This window comes from Amycolatopsis sp. NPDC059657 (genome assembly GCF_042734395.1).
GTDB lineage: Bacteria > Actinomycetota > Actinomycetes > Mycobacteriales > Pseudonocardiaceae > Amycolatopsis.
The window spans coordinates 89,476-106,514 of the sequence record NZ_JBHWEB010000021.1 but is presented as its reverse complement, the minus strand read 5'-3'; the positions used below and the strand labels follow the sequence as shown (position 1 = coordinate 106,514).

Genomic DNA, 17,039 nt, shown 5'->3' with positions numbered 1-17,039 from the left:
GTTCTCACCGCCCGGAACGCGCACGAGCCCTGTTACCAGCCCGCGGGCAGGGGGCGGCCTTCGGCGAAGCCCGCCGCGCTCTGCACGCCCAGCACGGCCTTCGAGTGGAACTCCTCGAGCGAACGCGCGCCCGCGTAGGTGCACGACGAGCGCACGCCCGCGCAGATCGAGTCGAGCAGGTCTTCGACGCCGGGACGCTGCGGGTCGAGAGCCATCCGCGAAGCCGAGATGCCCTCTTCGAACAGGGCCTTGCGCGCCCGGTCGAAGACGTTGTCGGTCCGCGTCCGCGCGCCGACGGCCCGCTTCGACGCCATCCCGAACGACTCCTTGTACGGCCGCCCGTGCTCGTCGTAGCGCAGGTCGCCCGGCGATTCGTGGGTACCGGCGAACCACGAGCCGACCATGGCGGCGGAAGCACCGGCCGCCAGCGCCAGCGCGACGTCACGCGGATGCCGCACGCCACCATCGGCCCAGACGTGTTTGCCCAGCTCACGGGCGGCGGCGGCGCATTCGGCCACGGCCGAGAACTGCGGCCGCCCGACGCCGGTCATCATCCGGGTCGTGCACATCGCGCCCGGCCCGACGCCGACCTTCACGACGTCCGCGCCCGCGTGGATCAGGTCCCGCGTGCCCTCGGCCGTGACGACGTTGCCCGCCACCACCGGCACGCGAGGCGAGACCGACCGGACCGCCTTCAGCGCGGCGATCATCTTCTCCTGGTGCCCGTGCGCCGTGTCGACCACGAGCACGTCGACGCCGGAGGCGAGCACCGCCTCGGCCTTCGCGGCCACATCGCCGTTGACGCCGACGGCCGCCGCGACCCGCAGCCTGCTGTTGGCGTCGACGGCGGGCGCGTACATCTCCGCGCGCAGCGCGCCGACGCTGGTCAGCACGCCCGCGAGCCTGCCGTCGGAGTCGACGCCCAGCGCCAGCTTGGCGCCGTGGTCGTGCAGCCGCTCGAAGACCTCGCGCGGCGCGGTGTCCAGCGGGAGTGTCACGGCGGCCGGCTCGGCCACCTCGGCGAGGCGGGCGAAGCGGTCGACGCCCGCGCAGGCGCTCTCGTCGACGATGCCGACGGGCCTGCCGTTGTCGTCGACGACCACGACCGCGCCGTGTGCCCGCTTGCTGACCAGGTTGAGCGCGTCGGCGACGGCGTCACCGCCGGTCAGCACGACGGGGGTGTCCCACACGGTGTGGCGGCTCTTCACCCAGGCGACGATGTCGTGCACGGCGGCCGGGTCGACGTCCTGTGGCAGCACGACCAGCCCGCCGCGGCGGGCCACGGTCTCGGCCATCCGGCGGCCGGCGACGGCGGTCATGTTCGCCACCACGACGGGGATGGTCGCGCCCGTTCCGTCCACAGTGGACAGGTCGACGTCGAACCGGGACTCCACGTCCGAGCGGCCTGGCACCAGGAACACGTCGTCGTAGGTCAGGTCGTGAGCTGGGGTATGTCCATCAAGAAAGCGCACGAGTCACCACTGTAACCGCATGCCACACTGAAAGCATGGCCGACCGCGATCGTGACGAAGTGGGACGGGCTCGTAACGCCAGGCCACGGGACGGCCTCGGCAGGCCGCTCCCGTACGACGCCGAGGGTGTCGAGCGCCAGCCTGAGGGCATCGAACGGACCCCGGAGCAGGCGCTGGCCGAGGCTCAGGGGCTGCTCGACGACGGCAAGCCGTTCCACGCGCATGAGGTGTTCGAAGACGCCTGGAAGTCCACCGACGGCCCGGAGCGCGAACTCTGGCGCGCGCTCGCCCAGTTGGCGGTCGGCTTGACCCACATCGCGCGCGGCAACGGTGCGGGCGGGGCCGCGTTGCTGCAGCGTGGCGCGGAGAACCTGGAGCCGTTCGCGGCCGAACCGCCGCATGGCGTCGACATCGCGGGCCTGCGGGCCTGGGCGGCGGGGTTGATCGACGAGGTGAAGCTCAAAGCCAGGCCGGAGCCGGTGCCGCCGAAGCTGAAGCGGTGAGCTCCGGGATCACCGGAGCCCACCGCTTCAGCGGGGGAGCGGCTCTGTTTGGGGGGATCAGTGCCGCTCTGGGGAAGTGGAAGCGGGGCCGGGAGGCGGTCCAGCCCCGCTCCCAGCTCAGCTGTGCAGTGCGCCCGCGGTCGTAGCGACCGGCGCGGGAGCGACGGCGGCCGCGACCGGCGCGCCGGTCGAGCGCACGACCTCGTTCGCGGACTTGCCGCAGACCTTCTTCTTCTCGGCGGCGGTCATCTTCGCGCCGACGATCTTGGTCTGGCCGACCACGCCGGGTGCCGGGCCCTCACCGCTGAAGCTGAGCACGAACCACTGACGGTGGCCCCACTTGGGCTTTTCGTACCAAAGTTCGTACTCGCCACCGGAAACCCGCATGACCGGCGAACGGTCCAGGCCCGCCCAGTGGCCAGGCTTGATCGTGGTGCGGGTTTCGACCATGTCGCTGGTCTCCCAGCCCCATTCGCTGCCGAAGGTCGCCTTGTAGGAGACCGACCAGTCGACCAGGAATTGGAAGCCGGCGGTCACGCCGATCTCGTGCGAGACGGAGTTCTTGCCGGTACGGGTGTCGCGGCTGCCGACGACCTGGGTCGACTCGCTGGAGCTGCAGTTGTACGCGGTGTCGACGCGGCGCCAATCACCCCAGAAGTCGTTGCCCTTCCAGCCGACCTTGGCGTCGCAGGACCTGGTCGCGCGGTCGCAGTCCTTGAGCAGTTCGGCGCGGGACGGGCCGCGGCTGAAGACCGCTGAACTGGGCTTGTCGTTGAAGTCGTTGTCGAAATTGGCCGCGTCGTTGGCGTACCACTCTCGCGTGGCGCCCTGGAAGTCGCCGTGCTCGTAGAAAGTGACGTAACAGTTGGCGTAGGTCTTGAACGACGAGACCTTGTCGTTCCACGTGCTTTGCCAGAAGTTCAGGTTCTGGTTTTGGCCGTCGCGGCAGGTGTCGCCGGTGACGGTCAGGCTGCCGCCGCCGAAGTTGCCGTGTTCGTAGAAGGTGGCGACGGTGACGCCCGCCGCGGCGGTCATCGCGCGCTGTTCCGTGTCGAAGCATCGCACCGACTGCGTGCCGGTGTCGGCGACACAGTGGCTACCCCGCGGTGCTGCCTGCGCGGAGGTGCTGATGCCGGTGCTGGCCACGAGGATGGCCAGCGAGATCAGGACCGGTCTGACGTACTTCACGTCGGGTTTCTCCTCAGTGAACGGATACCGCTCCCGGTCGGGGGCGGCACGTGCCTGAGTTCACCGCGAAAGCGGCCGGTTGCCCATGTGGAACGACCGGCAAGATCCGGCGGTCAGGAACTGCCGGTTTCGGCGCGCAGCTCCTCGGCCAGCGCGCGCGTCTCCTCGGTGTCCCACGCCAGGCAGAATTCGAGCGCGTTCGCCCGGTTTTCGCGGGCCAGCGCGGTTTCGCCGAGCCGGTCGAGCACCGCGGCCAGGTCACGCTGCGCCCGCACGCGCGTGTGACCGGCGCCCGTCTCGCGCAGCAGTTTGACCGCGGCGGTCAGTTCGTCGCGGGCGGCCGCGAGGTCGCCGATGCCGGAGAGCGCGGAGCCGAGGCCGTAACGGGCACGCGCCTCGCCACTGCGCATGCTCGCCTCGCGGAACAGCCCGACTGCCTCGGTGAACACCGCGAGCGCCTGCTCCCACTCCCGCCGCGCGCGCAACGCGTTGCCCAGCGGGAGCAGGCGGTGCGCGAGCAGGATCGCGCCACCGCCGGTCTCGGGGTGGTGCTCGGGGCGGCGGAAGAACGCGACCACACGCCGATGCGTGTCGATCGCCTCGTCCGGCCTGCCCTCGGCGAGCAGCAGGGTCGCCCGCGCCGACCTGGCGATGTGCTCGCCGAGCGGGTCGGCGCCCGCGATGAACCGCTCGATGGCCTGGTCGATGGTCGCAGACGCGGCGGCCAGGTCACCGATGGACCGGTCGAGCGAGGCGAGGTAGAACAGCGACCAGCCAGCTTCGGCGTGTTCGCCGGCCTTGTCGCAGGCGGCGAGCGCGAGCCTGCACAGCCGCACGCCTTCTTCACGCCGCTCGAGCAGCACACCGACCGCCCAGCCGAGCAGGTTCAGCTGCACGGCCTCGTCGCGGGTGCTGCCGATCGCCCGCGCGGCCGCGACGCCGAGTTCGAAGACCTCCGGCCAGATCTCGGGCGCGACGCCGAGATCGGAGTACCAGTGCATCGCCTCGGTCAGCGCGAGCACAGTGTCGTGGCGCTCTTCCCTCGCGGCGACGCGTAACGCCGCGATCCAGTCGCTCTGCCTGCTCTGCAACCAGGCGAAGGCTTCCTGGCGGGTCTCGATGGCCGCCACGGGTCCGGGTTGGACAGTCCTTTGCGGATGAATGGTCGGCGGCAGGAAAAGCAGGCCTGCCTTGGTGGCGCTGTTGAGAAGCCAGTCGGTGAAGCGGCGTTGCGCGTCTTCGTGCGGATCGTCGGCGAGCAGCGCACGCGCGAACGCGCGGAGCAGATCGTGGAACTCGTAGTGCCGGTCGGAAGCCATGGGGGTGAGCAGGCTGGCGTCGGCGAGCTCTTCGATCGCGTCCGCCGCGACGCACTCGGGCAGGTCCGCGACGACGGCGGCCACCTCGGCGGACAGCTCGCCGTCGACCAGCGCGAGCCTGCGGAACGCGGTCGCGGCCTGCTCGCTGAGCTGCCGGTACGACACGTCGAACGCCGCGCGCACCCGCAGGTCACCGGCTTCCAGCGCGGGAAAACGGCTCTCGCCGAGCCGGTCGGCGAGCTGGCGGATCGACCAGCGCGGCCTGCTCGCCAGCTGGTTGCCCGCGATCCGCAGCGCCAGTGGCAGCCTGCCGCAGAGTTCGGCGACCTGCGCGGCGGCCAGCGGTTCCCGGTCGATCCGCGCCTGCCCGGCGATGCTGGCCAGCAGGTCGATCGCCTCGTCGCCGTCCAGGCCGTCCAGCGTCTGCCAGGCGGCCGACTCCAGCCCGGTCAGCCCGCGCCTGCTGGTGATGATCGTGAACGAACCGGGCATGGTGGCCGCGAGCGGCCGCGCCTGCGCCTCGTCCGCGGCGTTGTCGAGCAGCACCAGCACCGGCCGTTCCCGTTGCAGCGCACGGTAAAGCGGCACGAGATCGTCGAGGTGCTGTGGCAGCTGGTCCTCTTCGACACCCAGCGCGCCGAGCAGCCGCCGCAGCAGCTGGGTCGGCGCGGGTGGCTGCTCGGCGAGCCCGTCCAGCTCGAGGAACAGGAAACCGCCGGGGAAGATCGGCGCGAGCGTGGCGCCGGCGCGGATCGCGAGACTGGTCTTGCCGATGCCGGGCGGGCCGGTGAGCACGGCCGTCGACGTCGCCGGGTCCTTGCCGAGCTCGACCAGCCAGCCGAGTTCGGCGTCACGGCCCGCGAAGTCGCCGATCGCGCACGGCGGCTCGCACAATGCTTTGGTGAAGCAGGGAAGCGCGGTCTCCTGACCGGTCCTGGCGGTCTTCGCGATGCGGTGGATGAGCAGCCGTTCGGCGGAGCCGAGCTCGGCCGCCGCCACGAGCGCTTCGACGGTACGCCGCTGAGGCGCGCGGGCGCGGCCTCGTTCGAGGTCGCTGATCGCGCGCACGCTGATGCCCGAGCGTTCCGCGAGTTCTTCCTGCGTCAGGCCCGCGGTGCGCCTGGCGGCACGGAGCAGCTCGGCCAGTTCCGTCGACAAACCGCTCAGTCCCACCCGGTCGAGGCGGCCTTCTCGGCGCCGATCGTCGTGCTCTCGCCGTGGCCGGTGCGCACCTCGGTGCTGTCCGGCAACGCGAAAAGCTTGTCGTGGATGGACTTCACGATGGTGGGATAGTCCGAATAGGACCGGCCGGTGGCACCGGGCCCGCCGTGGAACAGCGTGTCGCCGGTGAACAGCACGCCGAGTTCCGGCGCGTAGAGGCAGACGGCGCCCGGCGCGTGTCCGGGCGTGTGCAGCACCTGGAGCTCGGTGCCCGCGACGGTCAGCGACTGGCCGTCGGCGAGTTCGCCGTCGGGCGCGCGGTCCGGATGCGTGAGGTTCCAGAGCACCCGGTCTTCGCGGTGCAGCAGTATCGGCGCGCCGGTGCGCTCGGCGAGCGCGGGCGCGGCGTTGACGTGGTCGTTGTGCGCGTGGGTGCTGACGATCGCGACGAGCCTGCGGTCGCCGATGACGTCGGCGATGGCCTCGGCGTCGTGCGCCGCGTCGATCACCAGCACCTCGTCCTCGTCACCGATCAGCCAGACGTTGTTGTCCACCGCCCAGCTGCCGCCGTCGAGTTCGAAGGTGCCCGAAGTGACCACGTTCTGTACCACTGCCGTCATAAATATGACTTTAGCGACCGTTTGACATACCGTCGGTACGTACTGGAGAGTAGACTTACTGTCGGTAAGAAAGGGGTCCACGATGCTGGCCGAGCCGCTCGAACTGCGTTGTGGCGCCGTGCTCCCGCACCGGATCGTGAAGTCGGCGCTGAGCGAACAGCTCGGCGACCGCCGCAACCGGCCGAGCGCGGACCTCGTCGCCCTCTACCGGACCTGGGCCCAGGGTGGTTCCGGCGCGCTGATCACCGGAAACGTGATGGTCGACCCGGCCGCGCTCGGTGAGCCGCGCAACGTCGCGGTCCCTGTGGCGCCCGACCCGGTCGACTACAAGCCGTGGGCCGAGTCGGTCGCGGGCACCGGCGCGCAGCTCTGGGTGCAGCTGAACCACCCCGGCAGGCAGAGCCCGCGGTTCCTGTCGCGGGAGCCGGTCGCGCCGTCGGCCGTCCCGTTCGGTGACCGCGGCATCCGCTCGGTGTTCGCGACACCGCGCGCGCTGACCTCGGACGAGGTCGAGGCGCTGATCGAACGGTTCGTGCTGGCGGCGCTGACGTTCGCCGACGCCGGGTTCGCCGGCATCCAGTTGCACGGCGCGCACGGGTACCTGATCTCGCAGTTCCTGTCCCCGCTGACGAACCAGCGCACCGACGAGTGGGGTGGCGACGCCGTCCGCAGGCGCCGGTTCCTGCTGGAACTGGTCCGCCGCATCCGTGCCGAGCTGCCCGCGCGCGTACCGCTTTCGGTGAAGCTCAACAGCGCCGACTTCCAGCGCGGCGGCTTCACTGAAGACGAGTCACTCGAGGTCGTGCGTGAGCTCGGCGAGGAAGGGCTCGACCTGCTGGAGATTTCCGGTGGCACCTATGAGAAGGCCGTGATGATGGGCGTGACGCGCGAGAGTTCGGTGCGTCGCGAGGCCTATTTCCTCGGCTACGCGGCCAAAGCACGCAAGGTTTCCGATGTCGCGTTGATGGTGACCGGCGGGTTCGCCACAGCGGGCGGCATGAACGAGGCGCTGCGTTCCGGCGCGCTGGACGTCATCGGGCTCGGCAGGCCGATGATCGTCGACCCCGAGCTGCCCCGGCGGCTGCTGGGCGGCGAAGACGTCCGCGCCGAACGGCTGTGCCCCAAGACCGGGATCCGGCTGGCCGACAGCCTGCTGGAGATCCAATGGCACACCCAGCAGATGCACCGCGTCGCCGCAGGGAAGCCGGTCGACACGCGGCGCGGGGCCTGGCGGTCGCTGGTCACCGCGGGCGTCAACGACCCCTTCAACGCCTTCCGGCGGGTGCGCGGCTAAATCCCGTGTTCGACGTCTGCCCCGACCCCCCAGGCCCGCGCGTTCCACACGTGTACAGCTGGACGACGCGCCGGAGTCAGCCGCCTTTGCGCAGGGAGCGGACGGTGTCGATGGTGTCGGCGTCGGCCGGGTCCTTGTCGGGGCGGTAGCGGACGACGCGGGCGAAACGCAGCGCCACGCCACCCGGATAGCGGGTGCTGGCCTGCGCGCCGTCGAGCTCGATCTCGACGACCAGCTCGGGGCGGACGTAGACCACCCAGTCGTCACGGCCGGTTTCGATCTCTTGGAACCGGGTGGTCTGCCACGCGAGCAGCTCGTCGGTCATGCCCTTGAACGTCTTGCCGACCATGATCGGCGGGCCGCCGTCGGGGTCGCGGGCGCCGAGGTGCAGGTTGGACAGGGTGCCGGTGCGCCTGCCGTGGCCCCATTCGGCGCCGAGCACCACCAGGTCGATGGTGTGCACCGGCTTCACCTTGAGCCACGCGCGGCCGCGGCGGCCCGCCGCGTACGGCGAGCCGAGCGCCTTGACCATCACGCCCTCGTGCCCGGCGGTCATCGCCTCGTCGAGCACGCGCTGCGGGTCGGCCGGGTTGATCTCGCCGGGGATGACATGCTCGCCCGCGACCTTGCGCAGCGCGACGTTGCGCTCGGCCAGCGGCGCGTCGAGCAGGTCGACGCCGTCGAGGTGCAGGCAGTCGAAGAAGTACGGCCGCAACAGGAGCGCGCGGACCTGCTCCTCGCGGGTGCTGCCGAAGCGGCTTTGCGTTTCCTGGAACGGCCTCGGCCTGCCGTCGTCGGTGAGCGCGAGCGTCTCGCCGTCGAGCACGACCGACTCGCAGGGCAGCGCGCGCACCAGCTCGACCAGCTCGGCGACGCTGCCGGTGATCTCGCGCAAGGTCCTGGTGTAGATGTGGATCTCGTCGCCGTCGCGGTGCACCTGGATCCGCGCACCGTCCATTTTGTACTCGACGATCTTGCCGTCGTGCTCGGCGATCGCCTCGTCCATCGACTCGGCAGGCGAGGCCAGCATCGGCCGGACCGGCCTGCCGAGCCGGAGCCGGAACCCGGCCAGCTCCGCCTCGCCGCCGTTGATCGCGGCTTCGGCGGTCACCGGCAGCTCACCCGAGAGCATGAACGCCCGGCGCACCGCGTCCACGGGAACACCCGCGGCGGCGGCCACCGCGTCGACCATCACCCCCTCCAGCGCACCCTGCCGCAGCTCCCCGGTGATCAGCCGGAACAGGAAGTTCTGCTCGTCCGCGCTCGCGCGCCCGAACAGCTCGCCGAGCACCTCGGTACGCCGCTTCGCCGAGCCGGCCCCCGCCGTGACGGACAGCTCGGCCAGCGCGGCGTCGACCTCACCGATGGTCAGCGACGCTTCCTGGGCAGGCGTCATCCCCAGCTCGGCGAGCCTGCGCCAGCCGGTGCCGATCCGGCCCTGACGGATCTGGCCGGTGAGGATCGCCGTGACCGCGGGCAGCTCGGCGGCTTCGGCGGCCCGCAGCACCCCGGCGATGACCTCGGTCTTGGTCTTGCGCGAGCGCGTGGCGGCGATCGCGGCTGACGCGGAGACGACGTCGGTGAGCAGCATGTTCGACATCATGCGCCTCGGCACCGACAATTTCAGATGACCGGAGGTGCGCTATGAAGCGCTCGGCTCTTACTCCGGCGGCGGAAAAGGTGCTCGACGTCGCTGGACGGCTCTTCTACGAGAACGGGATCCACGCGGTCGGGGTGGAGTTGATCGCCCAGCGGGCCGGGGTCACCAAGAAGACCTTGTACGCGCGCTTCGGCTCCAAGGACAAGCTGGTCGAGCAGTGCCTCGTCCGCCGCGACGAGCACTGGCGCGAGCATGTCACGAAGGTGCTCGACCGCAGCCCGCGCGACCCGCCCGCCCGTCGCCTGCTGCGGGTGTTCGACGCGCTCGACGCCTGGATGGCGCTCGAGAACCACCGCGGCTGCGCCTTCGTCAACGCGCACGCGGAGCTGCCGGACGGCGCGCATCCCGGCCGCCATGTCATCGGCGCGAACAAGGTCTGGATGCTCACCTGCCTGCGCTCGCTGGCAGGAGAAGCAGGCGCCCGCGACCCGCGACGGCTGGCGTATTCGCTGCTCATCCTGATGGAAGGCGCCACGGTGACGGCGTCGCTCGGCGTCGTGCCCGGCGCGGTGGCGCAGGCCAAGACGGTCGCCAAGGTTCTCATCGAAGACGCTTGTTAAGCAGGTCACCGGGTGAGGGCCACTCGCTCGGGCCGGGCCTCAATAAGCCATCGCGTCGACAGCGGCACGCAGCCGGTCCGGGGTCAGCGCGGCGTACCCGAGCACGAGGCCGGGGAAGAGCCTGCCGGTCGCGTAGCTCGCCAGGCTCGGTGCGTTGACGCCGCGTCCGGCCAGCTCCCGGCTGAGTTCCACGTCGTCGATGCCGTCGGGGAGCCGGACGACGACGTGCAGGCCCGCGGCGATGCCGATCGGCTGCCAGCCGGGGAACCTGGTGGCGAGCGCGTCGAGCAGCGCGTCGCGGCGCTGGCGGTAGAGACGGCGGGTGCGCCGCAGATGCCGGTCGTAACCGCCGGAGCGCAGCATGCGGGCGAGCGTGGCCTGGGGCAGTGGCGCGCAGCCGAGGTCGTGCGTGTACTTCGCCGCGACGATCTCGGCCCTCATGGCGGGCGGCAGCACCAGCCAGCCGATCCGCAGCGCGGGCGCGAGCACCTTGCTGACACTGCCGAGATACACCACCCGATCGGGATCGAGCGCCTTGATCGCGCCGAGCGCGGGCCGGTCGTAGCGGTGCTCGGCGTCGTAGTCGTCCTCGATGACGAGTCCGTCGGTGTCCCTGGCCCATTTCAGCAGCGCGTGGCGGCGATCCGGGTCGAGCGGGACGCCGAGCGGGAACTGGTGCGCCGAGGTGACCATGACCGTTCCGCAGTCCGATGTGGACAGATGATCCGGCTGGATGCCGTTGTCGTCCACCGGTATCCCGATCGGTCGTAAACCATGCGCGGCAAGGAGTTCCGCCTGGCCGCGGTGACTGGGGTCCTCGACGGCGATCCGGCGCTGCCCGCGTGCGTGGAGCGCGGTGGCGAGCAGCGACAGTGCCTCGGCCGCCCCGTTCGTGATGACGATGTCGCTCGCGCTCGCGGGCACCGCGCGGACCCGGCCGAGATAGCTCGCGAGCTCCGCCCGCAGTTCGGGATGCCCGGCCGGATCGGGATAGCCGAGCATCGTGTCGGGCGCGGTGGTGAGCACCTCGCGTTCGTGCCGCAGCCACTCGGCACGGGGAAACGCGGAGAGCGCGGGCAGTCCGGGCCTGAGATCGAACGCCCAGGTCGCCGCCGGTTCCGCGGCGGGCGGGCCCGCCCGCTCCGGCTGGTCGAGCTCGGCGACCGTGGTCCCGGAGCCGTGCTTGCCGATCAGGTATCCCTCGGCGACGAGCTGCTCGTACAGCGCGGTGATGGTGCCCCTCGACAGACCCAGCTGCCCGGCGAGATCACGGCTCGACGGCAGCCGCGTCCCGGCGGCGAGCACCCCGGAACGCACGGCTTCCCGCAGCGCGGACTCGACCGCCTTGCCCCGCCTGCCACCGGCGCCTGCCGTCGCGGGCAGGAGCAGCTCGTGCAAAGTGGTCCATTCGGTCGCCATCGAGTTTGAATCTACTCTTGGACCACTAGTGCGGGGTCGTGAGCGTTGCGGGCGGTTAGATCCATGCCGGGTAGTTAAGGGTCGGGCAGGTTGGTCGAGCCCGCTGCCCGGCGGGTGCCGCAGGGGTGGTTGAACGTTGCGAACGGGGCGTTCGCAACGCTGAGCGACACATACGCCCCGTTCATTCCGTCCATCCCACCCCACAAAGCAGGCAAATGCGACATTGCGGGGCGAAATTCAGTCGCTTGAGTCCTTTGTGGACGTTAGATGCGGTCGGACCGCCGACGACGGCCTGACCGACTCGGGTTTCGCGTGCTCACGTGCCGATTGACAACGCAGGCCAAGCCTCAACTACCCAGCATTGGGTTCTGGCCGCCCGCAACGCTCACGACCCCGGCGCAAGTCAGCGTGCGGTCTCGTGGGCCGGGCTGGGCGCGTCCGGAGCGGCGATCCAGCTCGCGAGCAGGCGCAGGCCGTTCTCGGACTCGGAGCCGGGGTCGGCCGTGTAGATCACCATGCCCTGGTCGGTGTCGCCCTGCAGGCGCATCGTCTCGTAGTTCAGCCGGAGCTCGCCGACGATACGGTTGTTGATCACCTTGACACCGCTGGCCTTCTCGCGCACCGACTGCCCGGCCCACAGCTTGCGGAAATCCGCGCTGTGCATGGAAAGTTCGCCGACGAGCTGGGCCAGGCGGGGGTCGTCCGGGTACTTGCCGACCTCCGAGCGCAGGTTCGCGACGACCTCTTTGGCGACCGATTCCCACTCGGGGTGCATCTCGCGGGCGGCTTCGTCGAGGAAGAACGCCTTGGGGATGTTGCGCTCGCCCGCGGCGAAGTCGAAGCCGATCGCGGCGCCGAGCGCGTTCCAGGCGAGCACGTCGAGGTAGCGGCCGAAGATGAACGCGGGCGCTTGGATCGTGTCGAGCAGGAGCTGCAGCTCGGGGCGGACGCGTTGCGGCTTGGGCTTGGCGACGCGCTTGCGTTTCGGGGCCGCGAGGTTGGTGAGGTACCGCTCCTCGTCCGCGTGCAGGCGCAGCGCGCGGGCGAGCGACTCGAGCACGGCGGGGGACACGTTGCGGGCGCGGCCCTGTTCGAGGCGCGTGTAGTAGTCGACGCTGATGCCGGCCAGCTGCGCCAGCTCCTCGCGGCGCAACCCGGCCACGCGACGCTGGGTGACGCCTTGGGGCAGGCCCAGCTCGGCGGGGTCGAGCGCCGCGCGGCGTGTCTTGAGGAAATCGCCCAGTTCTTTCATGACTCCGAGTATTCAGGAAACGCAAGCGGCCTGCCTGGTACTGACAGACCCAGGGTTGGACACGACCTGGTTCAGGTCGTGGGCGCGGAGCAAAGTCGGTGGCATGAAACGACGAATTCTCGGTGGTACCGGCATCTCCGTCAGTGAATACACCTTCGGCGCGATGATGCTGGGCAAATGGGGCAATCCGGATCACGCGGACGGTATCCGCATGCTGCACGCCGCGATCGACGGCGGCATCAACTTCATCGACACCGCGGACATGTACTCCGACGGCGAGAGCGAGCAGATCGTCGCCAAGGCGCTCAAGGGCCGCCGCGACGACGTGGTGCTCGCGACCAAGGGCTTCTTCCCGATGGGGCCGGACGCCAACCACGGCGGCAACTCGCGGCGCTGGCTGACCCGCGCGCTCGACGACAGCCTGCGCAGGCTCGACACGGATTACGTTGACCTGTACCAGATTCACCGGCCCGACCCGACGACCGACATCGAGGAGACGCTGTCGGTGCTGACCGACTTCGTGCGGTCGGGCAAGGTCCGCGCTGTCGGGTCCTCGGTGTTCCCCGCCGAGCAGATCGTTGAAGCGCAATGGGTTTCCGAGAAGCGTGGGCTCGTGCGGTTCCGCACCGAGCAGCCGCCGTACTCGATCTTCAACCGCGCCATCGAGGCCGCCGTGCTGCCGACGGCCCAGAAGTACGGGATGGGCGTGCTCACCTGGAGCCCGCTCGCCAGCGGCTGGCTGTCCGGCCGGTACGACAAGGCGTCCGATGTGGACCTCACCGAGGGCCGTAAGGCGTTGCAGCAGCACAAGTTCGACCCGGCGCTGCCAGAGAACGCGGTCAAGCTGGAGGTGGTCGCCGAGCTGAAGAAGCTGGCGAGCGACCTCGGGCGCCCGCTGACCCACCTCGCGCTCGCGTTCGTGCGCGCGCACCCCGGCGTGACGTCCGCGATCATCGGCCCGCGCACCCACGAGCAGCTCGCCGACCTGCTCGACGGCGCCGATCTGGAGCTCAGCGGCGACGTGCTCGACCGGATCGACGAGATCGTGCCGCCCGGCACCGACCTCAACCGGCTCGACGCCGACTACACGCCGCCCGCGCTGGCTGACAAGGCGTTGCGTCGTCGCTAAGTGGTCCAATTTCGAGTGCGGCGATTGGCTCTGACATCTCGACCACTCGGCGCGCCAGGCTGGGCGCATGACGCCTGCCGCACGTGGACTGCTCGCCGGGATCTCCGCTTCGGTGATCGTCGGGGGATCGGTGCCCGTGACCGGCCTGCTCGACGCGTATCCGCTGCTCACCGGGCAAGCGCTGCGCTACGCGCTCGGCGGGGTGCTGCTGCTCGGCTACGCGTGGCTCAGGGGTATCCGCTTGCCGCTGCCGGGGCTGAAGGATCTGCCGATCTTGGTCGCGCTGGGGGTGACCGGGATGGTCGGGTTCCAGGCCTGCCTGCTGCTCGCGCAGCGGCACGCGGAACCGGGGCTCGTGGCGGCGCTGCTCGGCGGAAGCCCGCTGGTGCTGGCGCTCGTGGCGCCGGTGCTCGAACGCAGGCGTCCGGCAGCGGCACCCGTGGTGGGCGCCGTGCTCGCCGCCGCCGGGATCGTGGTGCTCGCCGGTGGCGGCGCGAGCCACGGTCCCGGCCTGGCGCTGGCGGTGCTCGCGATGCTGTGCGAGGCGTCGTTCACGCTGCTCGCGGCCGTGCTGGTCAAGCGGATGGGTCCGCTCGGCACGGCTGCGAGCAGCTGCTTGACCGCCGCGATCGGCAGCGCGGTGCTGGGCACTTTCGTCGGTGGCTGGCGAGCGCCGGACGGCCGGGAACTCGCGGCACTGCTGGTGCTCGCCGTGATCGTCACCGCGGTGGCGTTCTGCCTCTGGTACTTCGCGGTATCGCAGCTGGGTGCGGATCGCGCCGGGCTGCTGATCGGGCTGATGCCCGCGTCAGGCTTGGCCGTCGCGCTTGTCCTTGGCACGCAAGCGTTTCGGCCTGCCCAGCTGGTCGGGGTCGGGCTGGTTTCGCTAGGCGTTGTGGCAGGCCTTCGCCAGCCGCGCGCACTTGTCGTCGAAGTGCGTGACGACGTCTTCGCCGATGATCTTGACCATCAGCTTCCGGAGCGGCCCGTCGAGCGTGACCTCCTGGACGAGCTCGCCCTCGTCCAGGGTGAGCGTGATGTCCATGTTCCCGCCGGGAATCGGCTGGCGTATGCCGATCCCGAGGCCGGGCTCGTACTTCGTGATCGTGAACGGCTTCGCGATCAGTGAGTGCACGCGGCCACGGAAACCGCCGGAGGGCACGATGAAGCCCGTCGTGCCCGCTTCGGCGGGCCCGTCGAGTTTCACGCTGGTGAGGTCGCGATCCCAGTCCGGCCAGTTTTCGATGTCACCGATGACCGCCCACAGGCTTTCGGGGGCGAGCGGGATGGTCTTGCGTGACGTTCTGGTCCAGTTCATGACCCCGAACATATACGGAACTGACAGTTCCGTAAACTGGGTTCATGCGAGGACGCCCCAGGGAAGACGGCATCGACGGCGCGGTGCGCCGCGCGGTCAAGGAGTTGCTGGCCGAAGCCGGCTACGCCAAGTGCACCGTGGACGCGATCGCGGGGCGCGCGGGTGTCGGCAAGGCCGCGCTCTACCGGCGCTGGCGATCGAAGGCCGAGCTGGTGTTCGCGGCCGTCGTCCACGACGACGCGATGGCCGGCCCGGCGGACACCGGTGCGCTGCAAGGGGATGTGGCCGAGGTGCTCGCGGTCATCAAGTCCTCATTGGACGGACCGGGAGTGCGCGAGGCGTTGCCGGGACTGGTCGCCGACCTGCGCGCGGACCCGAATCTGCTGGCGGGTTTCGGCGAACGCTTCATCGGCCGTGAGCGTGCCTACCTGATCGAGATGCTGGACCGCGCGGTCGCACGCGGCGAGCTCGCCCGGCGCCCGGATCCCGTTGCGGTGCACGCGATCCTGCTCGGCACGGTCCACACCTGGATCCACCTGCTCGGCGAACCCATGGGACCCGTGCGGGCACTGGCCCCCGCGCTGACGGCCGCGATCCGGACCCTGGGGTCGTGAGTGGTATTGCCGGTTCTAACCGGCAATACCACTCACGACCTCACTTGCCGCCGCGTGCCATCCGGAGCACGTCGAGCGCCTCGTCCAGCTGGGCTTCGGTCAGCTTGCCGCTGGCGACGTGGCCGCGTTCCAGCACGACCTCGCGGATCGTCTTCAGCTCCTTGAGCGCCTGCTTCGCGACGGCGGCCGCCTCTTCGTAGCCGATGTACTTGTTCAGCGGCGTGACGATCGACGGCGAGCCCTCGGCGTACGTGCGCGTGCGGTCGGTGTTGACCGTGATGCCCGCGAACACCTTGTCCGCCAGCAAACGCGAGACCGCCGCGAGCAGCCGCGCCGACTCCAGCACGTTGCGGGCGATCACCGGCAGGTTCACGTTGAGCTGGAAGTTGCCTGCCGCGCCCGCGAACGCGACGGCCGCGTCGTTGCCGATGACCTGCGCGACGACCTGCAGTGTCGCCTCCGGGATGACCGGGTTGACCTTGCCGGGCATGATCGACGAACCCGGCTGCAGGTCCGGCAGCGCGATCTCGGCGAGGCCGGTGCGCGGGCCGGAACCCAGCCAGCGCAGGTCGTTCGCGATCTTGTTCAGCGACACCGCGACCGTGCGCAGGTGCCCGGACGTCTCGACGACGCTGTCCTGCGTCGCCTGCGCCTCGAAGTGGTCGCGTGCCTCGGTCAGCGGCAACCCGGTGACCGAAGCCAGTTCCAGCGAGACGGCCATGCCGAAGCCGTCGGGGGCGTTGAGGCCGGAGCCGACCGCGGTGCCGCCGATCGGCAGCTCACCCAGCCTGGGCAGCCCGGAGCGCAGCCGCTCGATGCCGAAGCGGACCTGCGAGGCCCACGCGCCCGCTTCCTGGCCGAGTGTGATCGGGACGGCGTCCATCAGGTGCGTGCGGCCGGACTTCACGACGTCGGCCCATTCCGCGGCACGCGCTTCGATCGTCGACGCGAGGTGGTCGAGCGCCGGGATGACGTCGCTCAGCACGGCCTCGGTCGCGGCGACGTGGATGGTCGTCGGGAACGTGTCGTTGGACGACTGGGAGGCGTTGACGTGGTCGTTCGGGTGCACGTCGCGGCCCAGCGCGCGGGACGCGAGCGTCGCGATGACCTCGTTGGCGTTCATGTTCGACGAGGTGCCGGACCCGGTCTGGAACACGTCGATCGGGAAATGCGCGTCGTGGCGGCCCTCGGCGACCTCGTCGGCCGCCGTGGCGATCGCCTCGGCGACGTCGGCGTCGAGCACGCCGAGCTTCGCGTTGACCCGCGCGGCGGCCGCCTTGAGCAGGCCGAGCGCGCGGATCTGGGCGCGCTCCAGGCCCCGGCCGGAGATCGGGAAGTTCTCGACCGCGCGCTGCGTCTGCGCCCGGTAGAGAGCGTCGACGGGCACCCGCACTTCACCCATCGTGTCGTGTTCGATCCGGTATTCCTGTTCAGCCATGACTCAAGTTTCGCGCAAGTCAGGGGGTGGTGCGTGGTGGCCTTGAGCACCCCTGGCCACTATAGGATTGCCGTGTTCTCGATCACACCGCC

At 70.4% G+C, this 17,039-nt stretch carries 14 protein-coding genes and 1 pseudogene; 6 read left to right on the top strand and 9 right to left on the bottom strand.

Annotated elements, in window-relative coordinates; genetic code table 11:
- Positions 1-32 precede the first annotated feature (32 nt).
- Positions 33-1,472 carry a GuaB1 family IMP dehydrogenase-related protein gene (locus ACFV15_RS14635; protein WP_378350835.1) on the bottom strand — a complete coding sequence of 480 codons (1,440 nt, stop codon included), beginning with the start codon at positions 1,470-1,472 and terminating at the stop codon, positions 33-35.
- A 35-nt stretch (positions 1,473-1,507) separates the two neighbouring features.
- Between ACFV15_RS14635 and ACFV15_RS14630 the strand changes: the two genes are divergently transcribed.
- On the top strand, positions 1,508-1,975 hold the full coding sequence (locus ACFV15_RS14630; RefSeq protein ID WP_378350833.1) for a DUF309 domain-containing protein: 468 nt from the start codon (positions 1,508-1,510) through the stop codon (positions 1,973-1,975).
- A gap of 117 nt (positions 1,976-2,092) precedes the next feature.
- Here the strand turns inward: ACFV15_RS14630 and ACFV15_RS14625 are convergent, their stop codons facing one another.
- The 3 genes from ACFV15_RS14625 to ACFV15_RS14615 form a co-directional block, all read right to left on the bottom strand.
- Positions 2,093-3,163: a hypothetical protein gene (locus ACFV15_RS14625; protein WP_378350831.1), complete on the bottom strand. Its 1,071-nt coding sequence runs from the start codon at positions 3,161-3,163 to the stop codon at positions 2,093-2,095.
- A 113-nt stretch (positions 3,164-3,276) separates the two neighbouring features.
- Positions 3,277-5,640, bottom strand: coding sequence for an ATP-binding protein (locus ACFV15_RS14620; RefSeq protein ID WP_378350830.1), 2,364 nt, complete (start codon positions 5,638-5,640; stop codon positions 3,277-3,279).
- 5 nt (positions 5,641-5,645) lie between these two features.
- Positions 5,646-6,263 carry an MBL fold metallo-hydrolase gene (locus ACFV15_RS14615; RefSeq protein ID WP_378350828.1) on the bottom strand — a complete coding sequence of 206 codons (618 nt, stop codon included), beginning with the start codon at positions 6,261-6,263 and terminating at the stop codon, positions 5,646-5,648.
- An 82-nt stretch (positions 6,264-6,345) separates the two neighbouring features.
- Here ACFV15_RS14615 and ACFV15_RS14610 point away from each other — a divergent pair, with 82 nt between their 5' ends.
- Positions 6,346-7,557: an NADH:flavin oxidoreductase/NADH oxidase family protein gene (locus tag ACFV15_RS14610; RefSeq protein ID WP_378350826.1), complete on the top strand. Its 1,212-nt coding sequence runs from the start codon at positions 6,346-6,348 to the stop codon at positions 7,555-7,557.
- Between the two features lie 76 nt (positions 7,558-7,633).
- Here ACFV15_RS14610 and ACFV15_RS14605 read toward each other — a convergent pair whose 3' ends face one another.
- A complete protein-coding gene (locus tag ACFV15_RS14605; protein ID WP_378350824.1) occupies positions 7,634-9,148 on the bottom strand; it encodes an ATP-dependent DNA ligase in 1,515 nt (504 codons plus the stop codon).
- Positions 9,149-9,201: 53 nt separating this feature from the next.
- Here ACFV15_RS14605 and ACFV15_RS14600 point away from each other — a divergent pair, with 53 nt between their 5' ends.
- Positions 9,202-9,777 (top strand): TetR/AcrR family transcriptional regulator, encoded by a 576-nt coding sequence (locus ACFV15_RS14600; protein WP_378350822.1) that lies wholly within the window; start codon positions 9,202-9,204, stop codon positions 9,775-9,777.
- Between the two features lie 39 nt (positions 9,778-9,816).
- Here the strand turns inward: ACFV15_RS14600 and ACFV15_RS14595 are convergent, their stop codons facing one another.
- On the bottom strand, positions 9,817-11,196 hold the full coding sequence (locus tag ACFV15_RS14595) for a PLP-dependent aminotransferase family protein (protein WP_378350820.1): 1,380 nt from the start codon (positions 11,194-11,196) through the stop codon (positions 9,817-9,819).
- A 403-nt stretch (positions 11,197-11,599) separates the two neighbouring features.
- A complete protein-coding gene (locus ACFV15_RS14590; RefSeq protein WP_378350818.1) occupies positions 11,600-12,448 on the bottom strand; it encodes a helix-turn-helix transcriptional regulator in 849 nt (282 codons plus the stop codon).
- Positions 12,449-12,551: 103 nt separating this feature from the next.
- On the opposite strand from ACFV15_RS14590, the gene ACFV15_RS14585 reads away from it, so the two are divergent.
- Together ACFV15_RS14585 and ACFV15_RS14580 are read left to right on the top strand one after the other, a co-directional pair.
- Positions 12,552-13,577 (top strand): aldo/keto reductase, encoded by a 1,026-nt coding sequence (locus ACFV15_RS14585; protein WP_378350817.1) that lies wholly within the window; start codon positions 12,552-12,554, stop codon positions 13,575-13,577.
- 67 nt (positions 13,578-13,644) lie between these two features.
- A complete protein-coding gene (locus ACFV15_RS14580) occupies positions 13,645-14,706 on the top strand; it encodes a DMT family transporter (RefSeq protein ID WP_378350815.1) in 1,062 nt (353 codons plus the stop codon).
- Here ACFV15_RS14580 and ACFV15_RS14575 read toward each other — a convergent pair.
- Positions 14,623-14,895, bottom strand: a pseudogene (locus tag ACFV15_RS14575) (SRPBCC family protein); the annotation flags it as partial. The gene ACFV15_RS14580 and the pseudogene ACFV15_RS14575 sit on opposite strands and share 84 nt — an antisense overlap.
- A gap of 44 nt (positions 14,896-14,939) precedes the next feature.
- On the opposite strand from ACFV15_RS14575, the gene ACFV15_RS14570 reads away from it, so the two are divergent.
- The gene (locus ACFV15_RS14570; RefSeq protein ID WP_378350813.1) at positions 14,940-15,509 is read left to right on the top strand and encodes a TetR/AcrR family transcriptional regulator; all 570 of its coding nucleotides are present in this window, start codon (positions 14,940-14,942) and stop codon (positions 15,507-15,509) included.
- Positions 15,510-15,549: 40 nt separating this feature from the next.
- On the opposite strand, the gene ACFV15_RS14565 is transcribed toward ACFV15_RS14570, so the two are convergent.
- The gene (locus ACFV15_RS14565) at positions 15,550-16,947 is read right to left on the bottom strand and encodes a class II fumarate hydratase (protein ID WP_378350811.1); all 1,398 of its coding nucleotides are present in this window, start codon (positions 16,945-16,947) and stop codon (positions 15,550-15,552) included.
- Positions 16,948-17,039 lie beyond the last annotated feature (92 nt).

What these genes read in the sequence shown, in the direction of transcription:
- ACFV15_RS14580 (WP_378350815.1), top strand. Translation starts at nt 13,645, where the DNA reads ATGACGCCTGCCGCACGTGGACTGCTCGCCGGGATCTCCGCTTCGGTG.
- ACFV15_RS14595 (WP_378350820.1), bottom strand. Translation starts at nt 11,196, where the DNA reads ATGGCGACCGAATGGACCACTTTGCACGAGCTGCTCCTGCCCGCGACG.
- ACFV15_RS14585 (WP_378350817.1), top strand. Translation starts at nt 12,552, where the DNA reads ATGAAACGACGAATTCTCGGTGGTACCGGCATCTCCGTCAGTGAATAC.
- ACFV15_RS14590 (WP_378350818.1), bottom strand. Translation starts at nt 12,448, where the DNA reads ATGAAAGAACTGGGCGATTTCCTCAAGACACGCCGCGCGGCGCTCGAC.
- ACFV15_RS14600 (WP_378350822.1), top strand. Translation starts at nt 9,202, where the DNA reads ATGAAGCGCTCGGCTCTTACTCCGGCGGCGGAAAAGGTGCTCGACGTC.
- ACFV15_RS14605 (WP_378350824.1), bottom strand. Translation starts at nt 9,148, where the DNA reads ATGCTGCTCACCGACGTCGTCTCCGCGTCAGCCGCGATCGCCGCCACG.
- ACFV15_RS14630 (WP_378350833.1), top strand. Translation starts at nt 1,508, where the DNA reads ATGGCCGACCGCGATCGTGACGAAGTGGGACGGGCTCGTAACGCCAGG.
- ACFV15_RS14570 (WP_378350813.1), top strand. Translation starts at nt 14,940, where the DNA reads ATGCGAGGACGCCCCAGGGAAGACGGCATCGACGGCGCGGTGCGCCGC.
- ACFV15_RS14565 (WP_378350811.1), bottom strand. Translation starts at nt 16,947, where the DNA reads ATGGCTGAACAGGAATACCGGATCGAACACGACACGATGGGTGAAGTG.
- ACFV15_RS14610 (WP_378350826.1), top strand. Translation starts at nt 6,346, where the DNA reads ATGCTGGCCGAGCCGCTCGAACTGCGTTGTGGCGCCGTGCTCCCGCAC.
- ACFV15_RS14615 (WP_378350828.1), bottom strand. Translation starts at nt 6,263, where the DNA reads ATGACGGCAGTGGTACAGAACGTGGTCACTTCGGGCACCTTCGAACTC.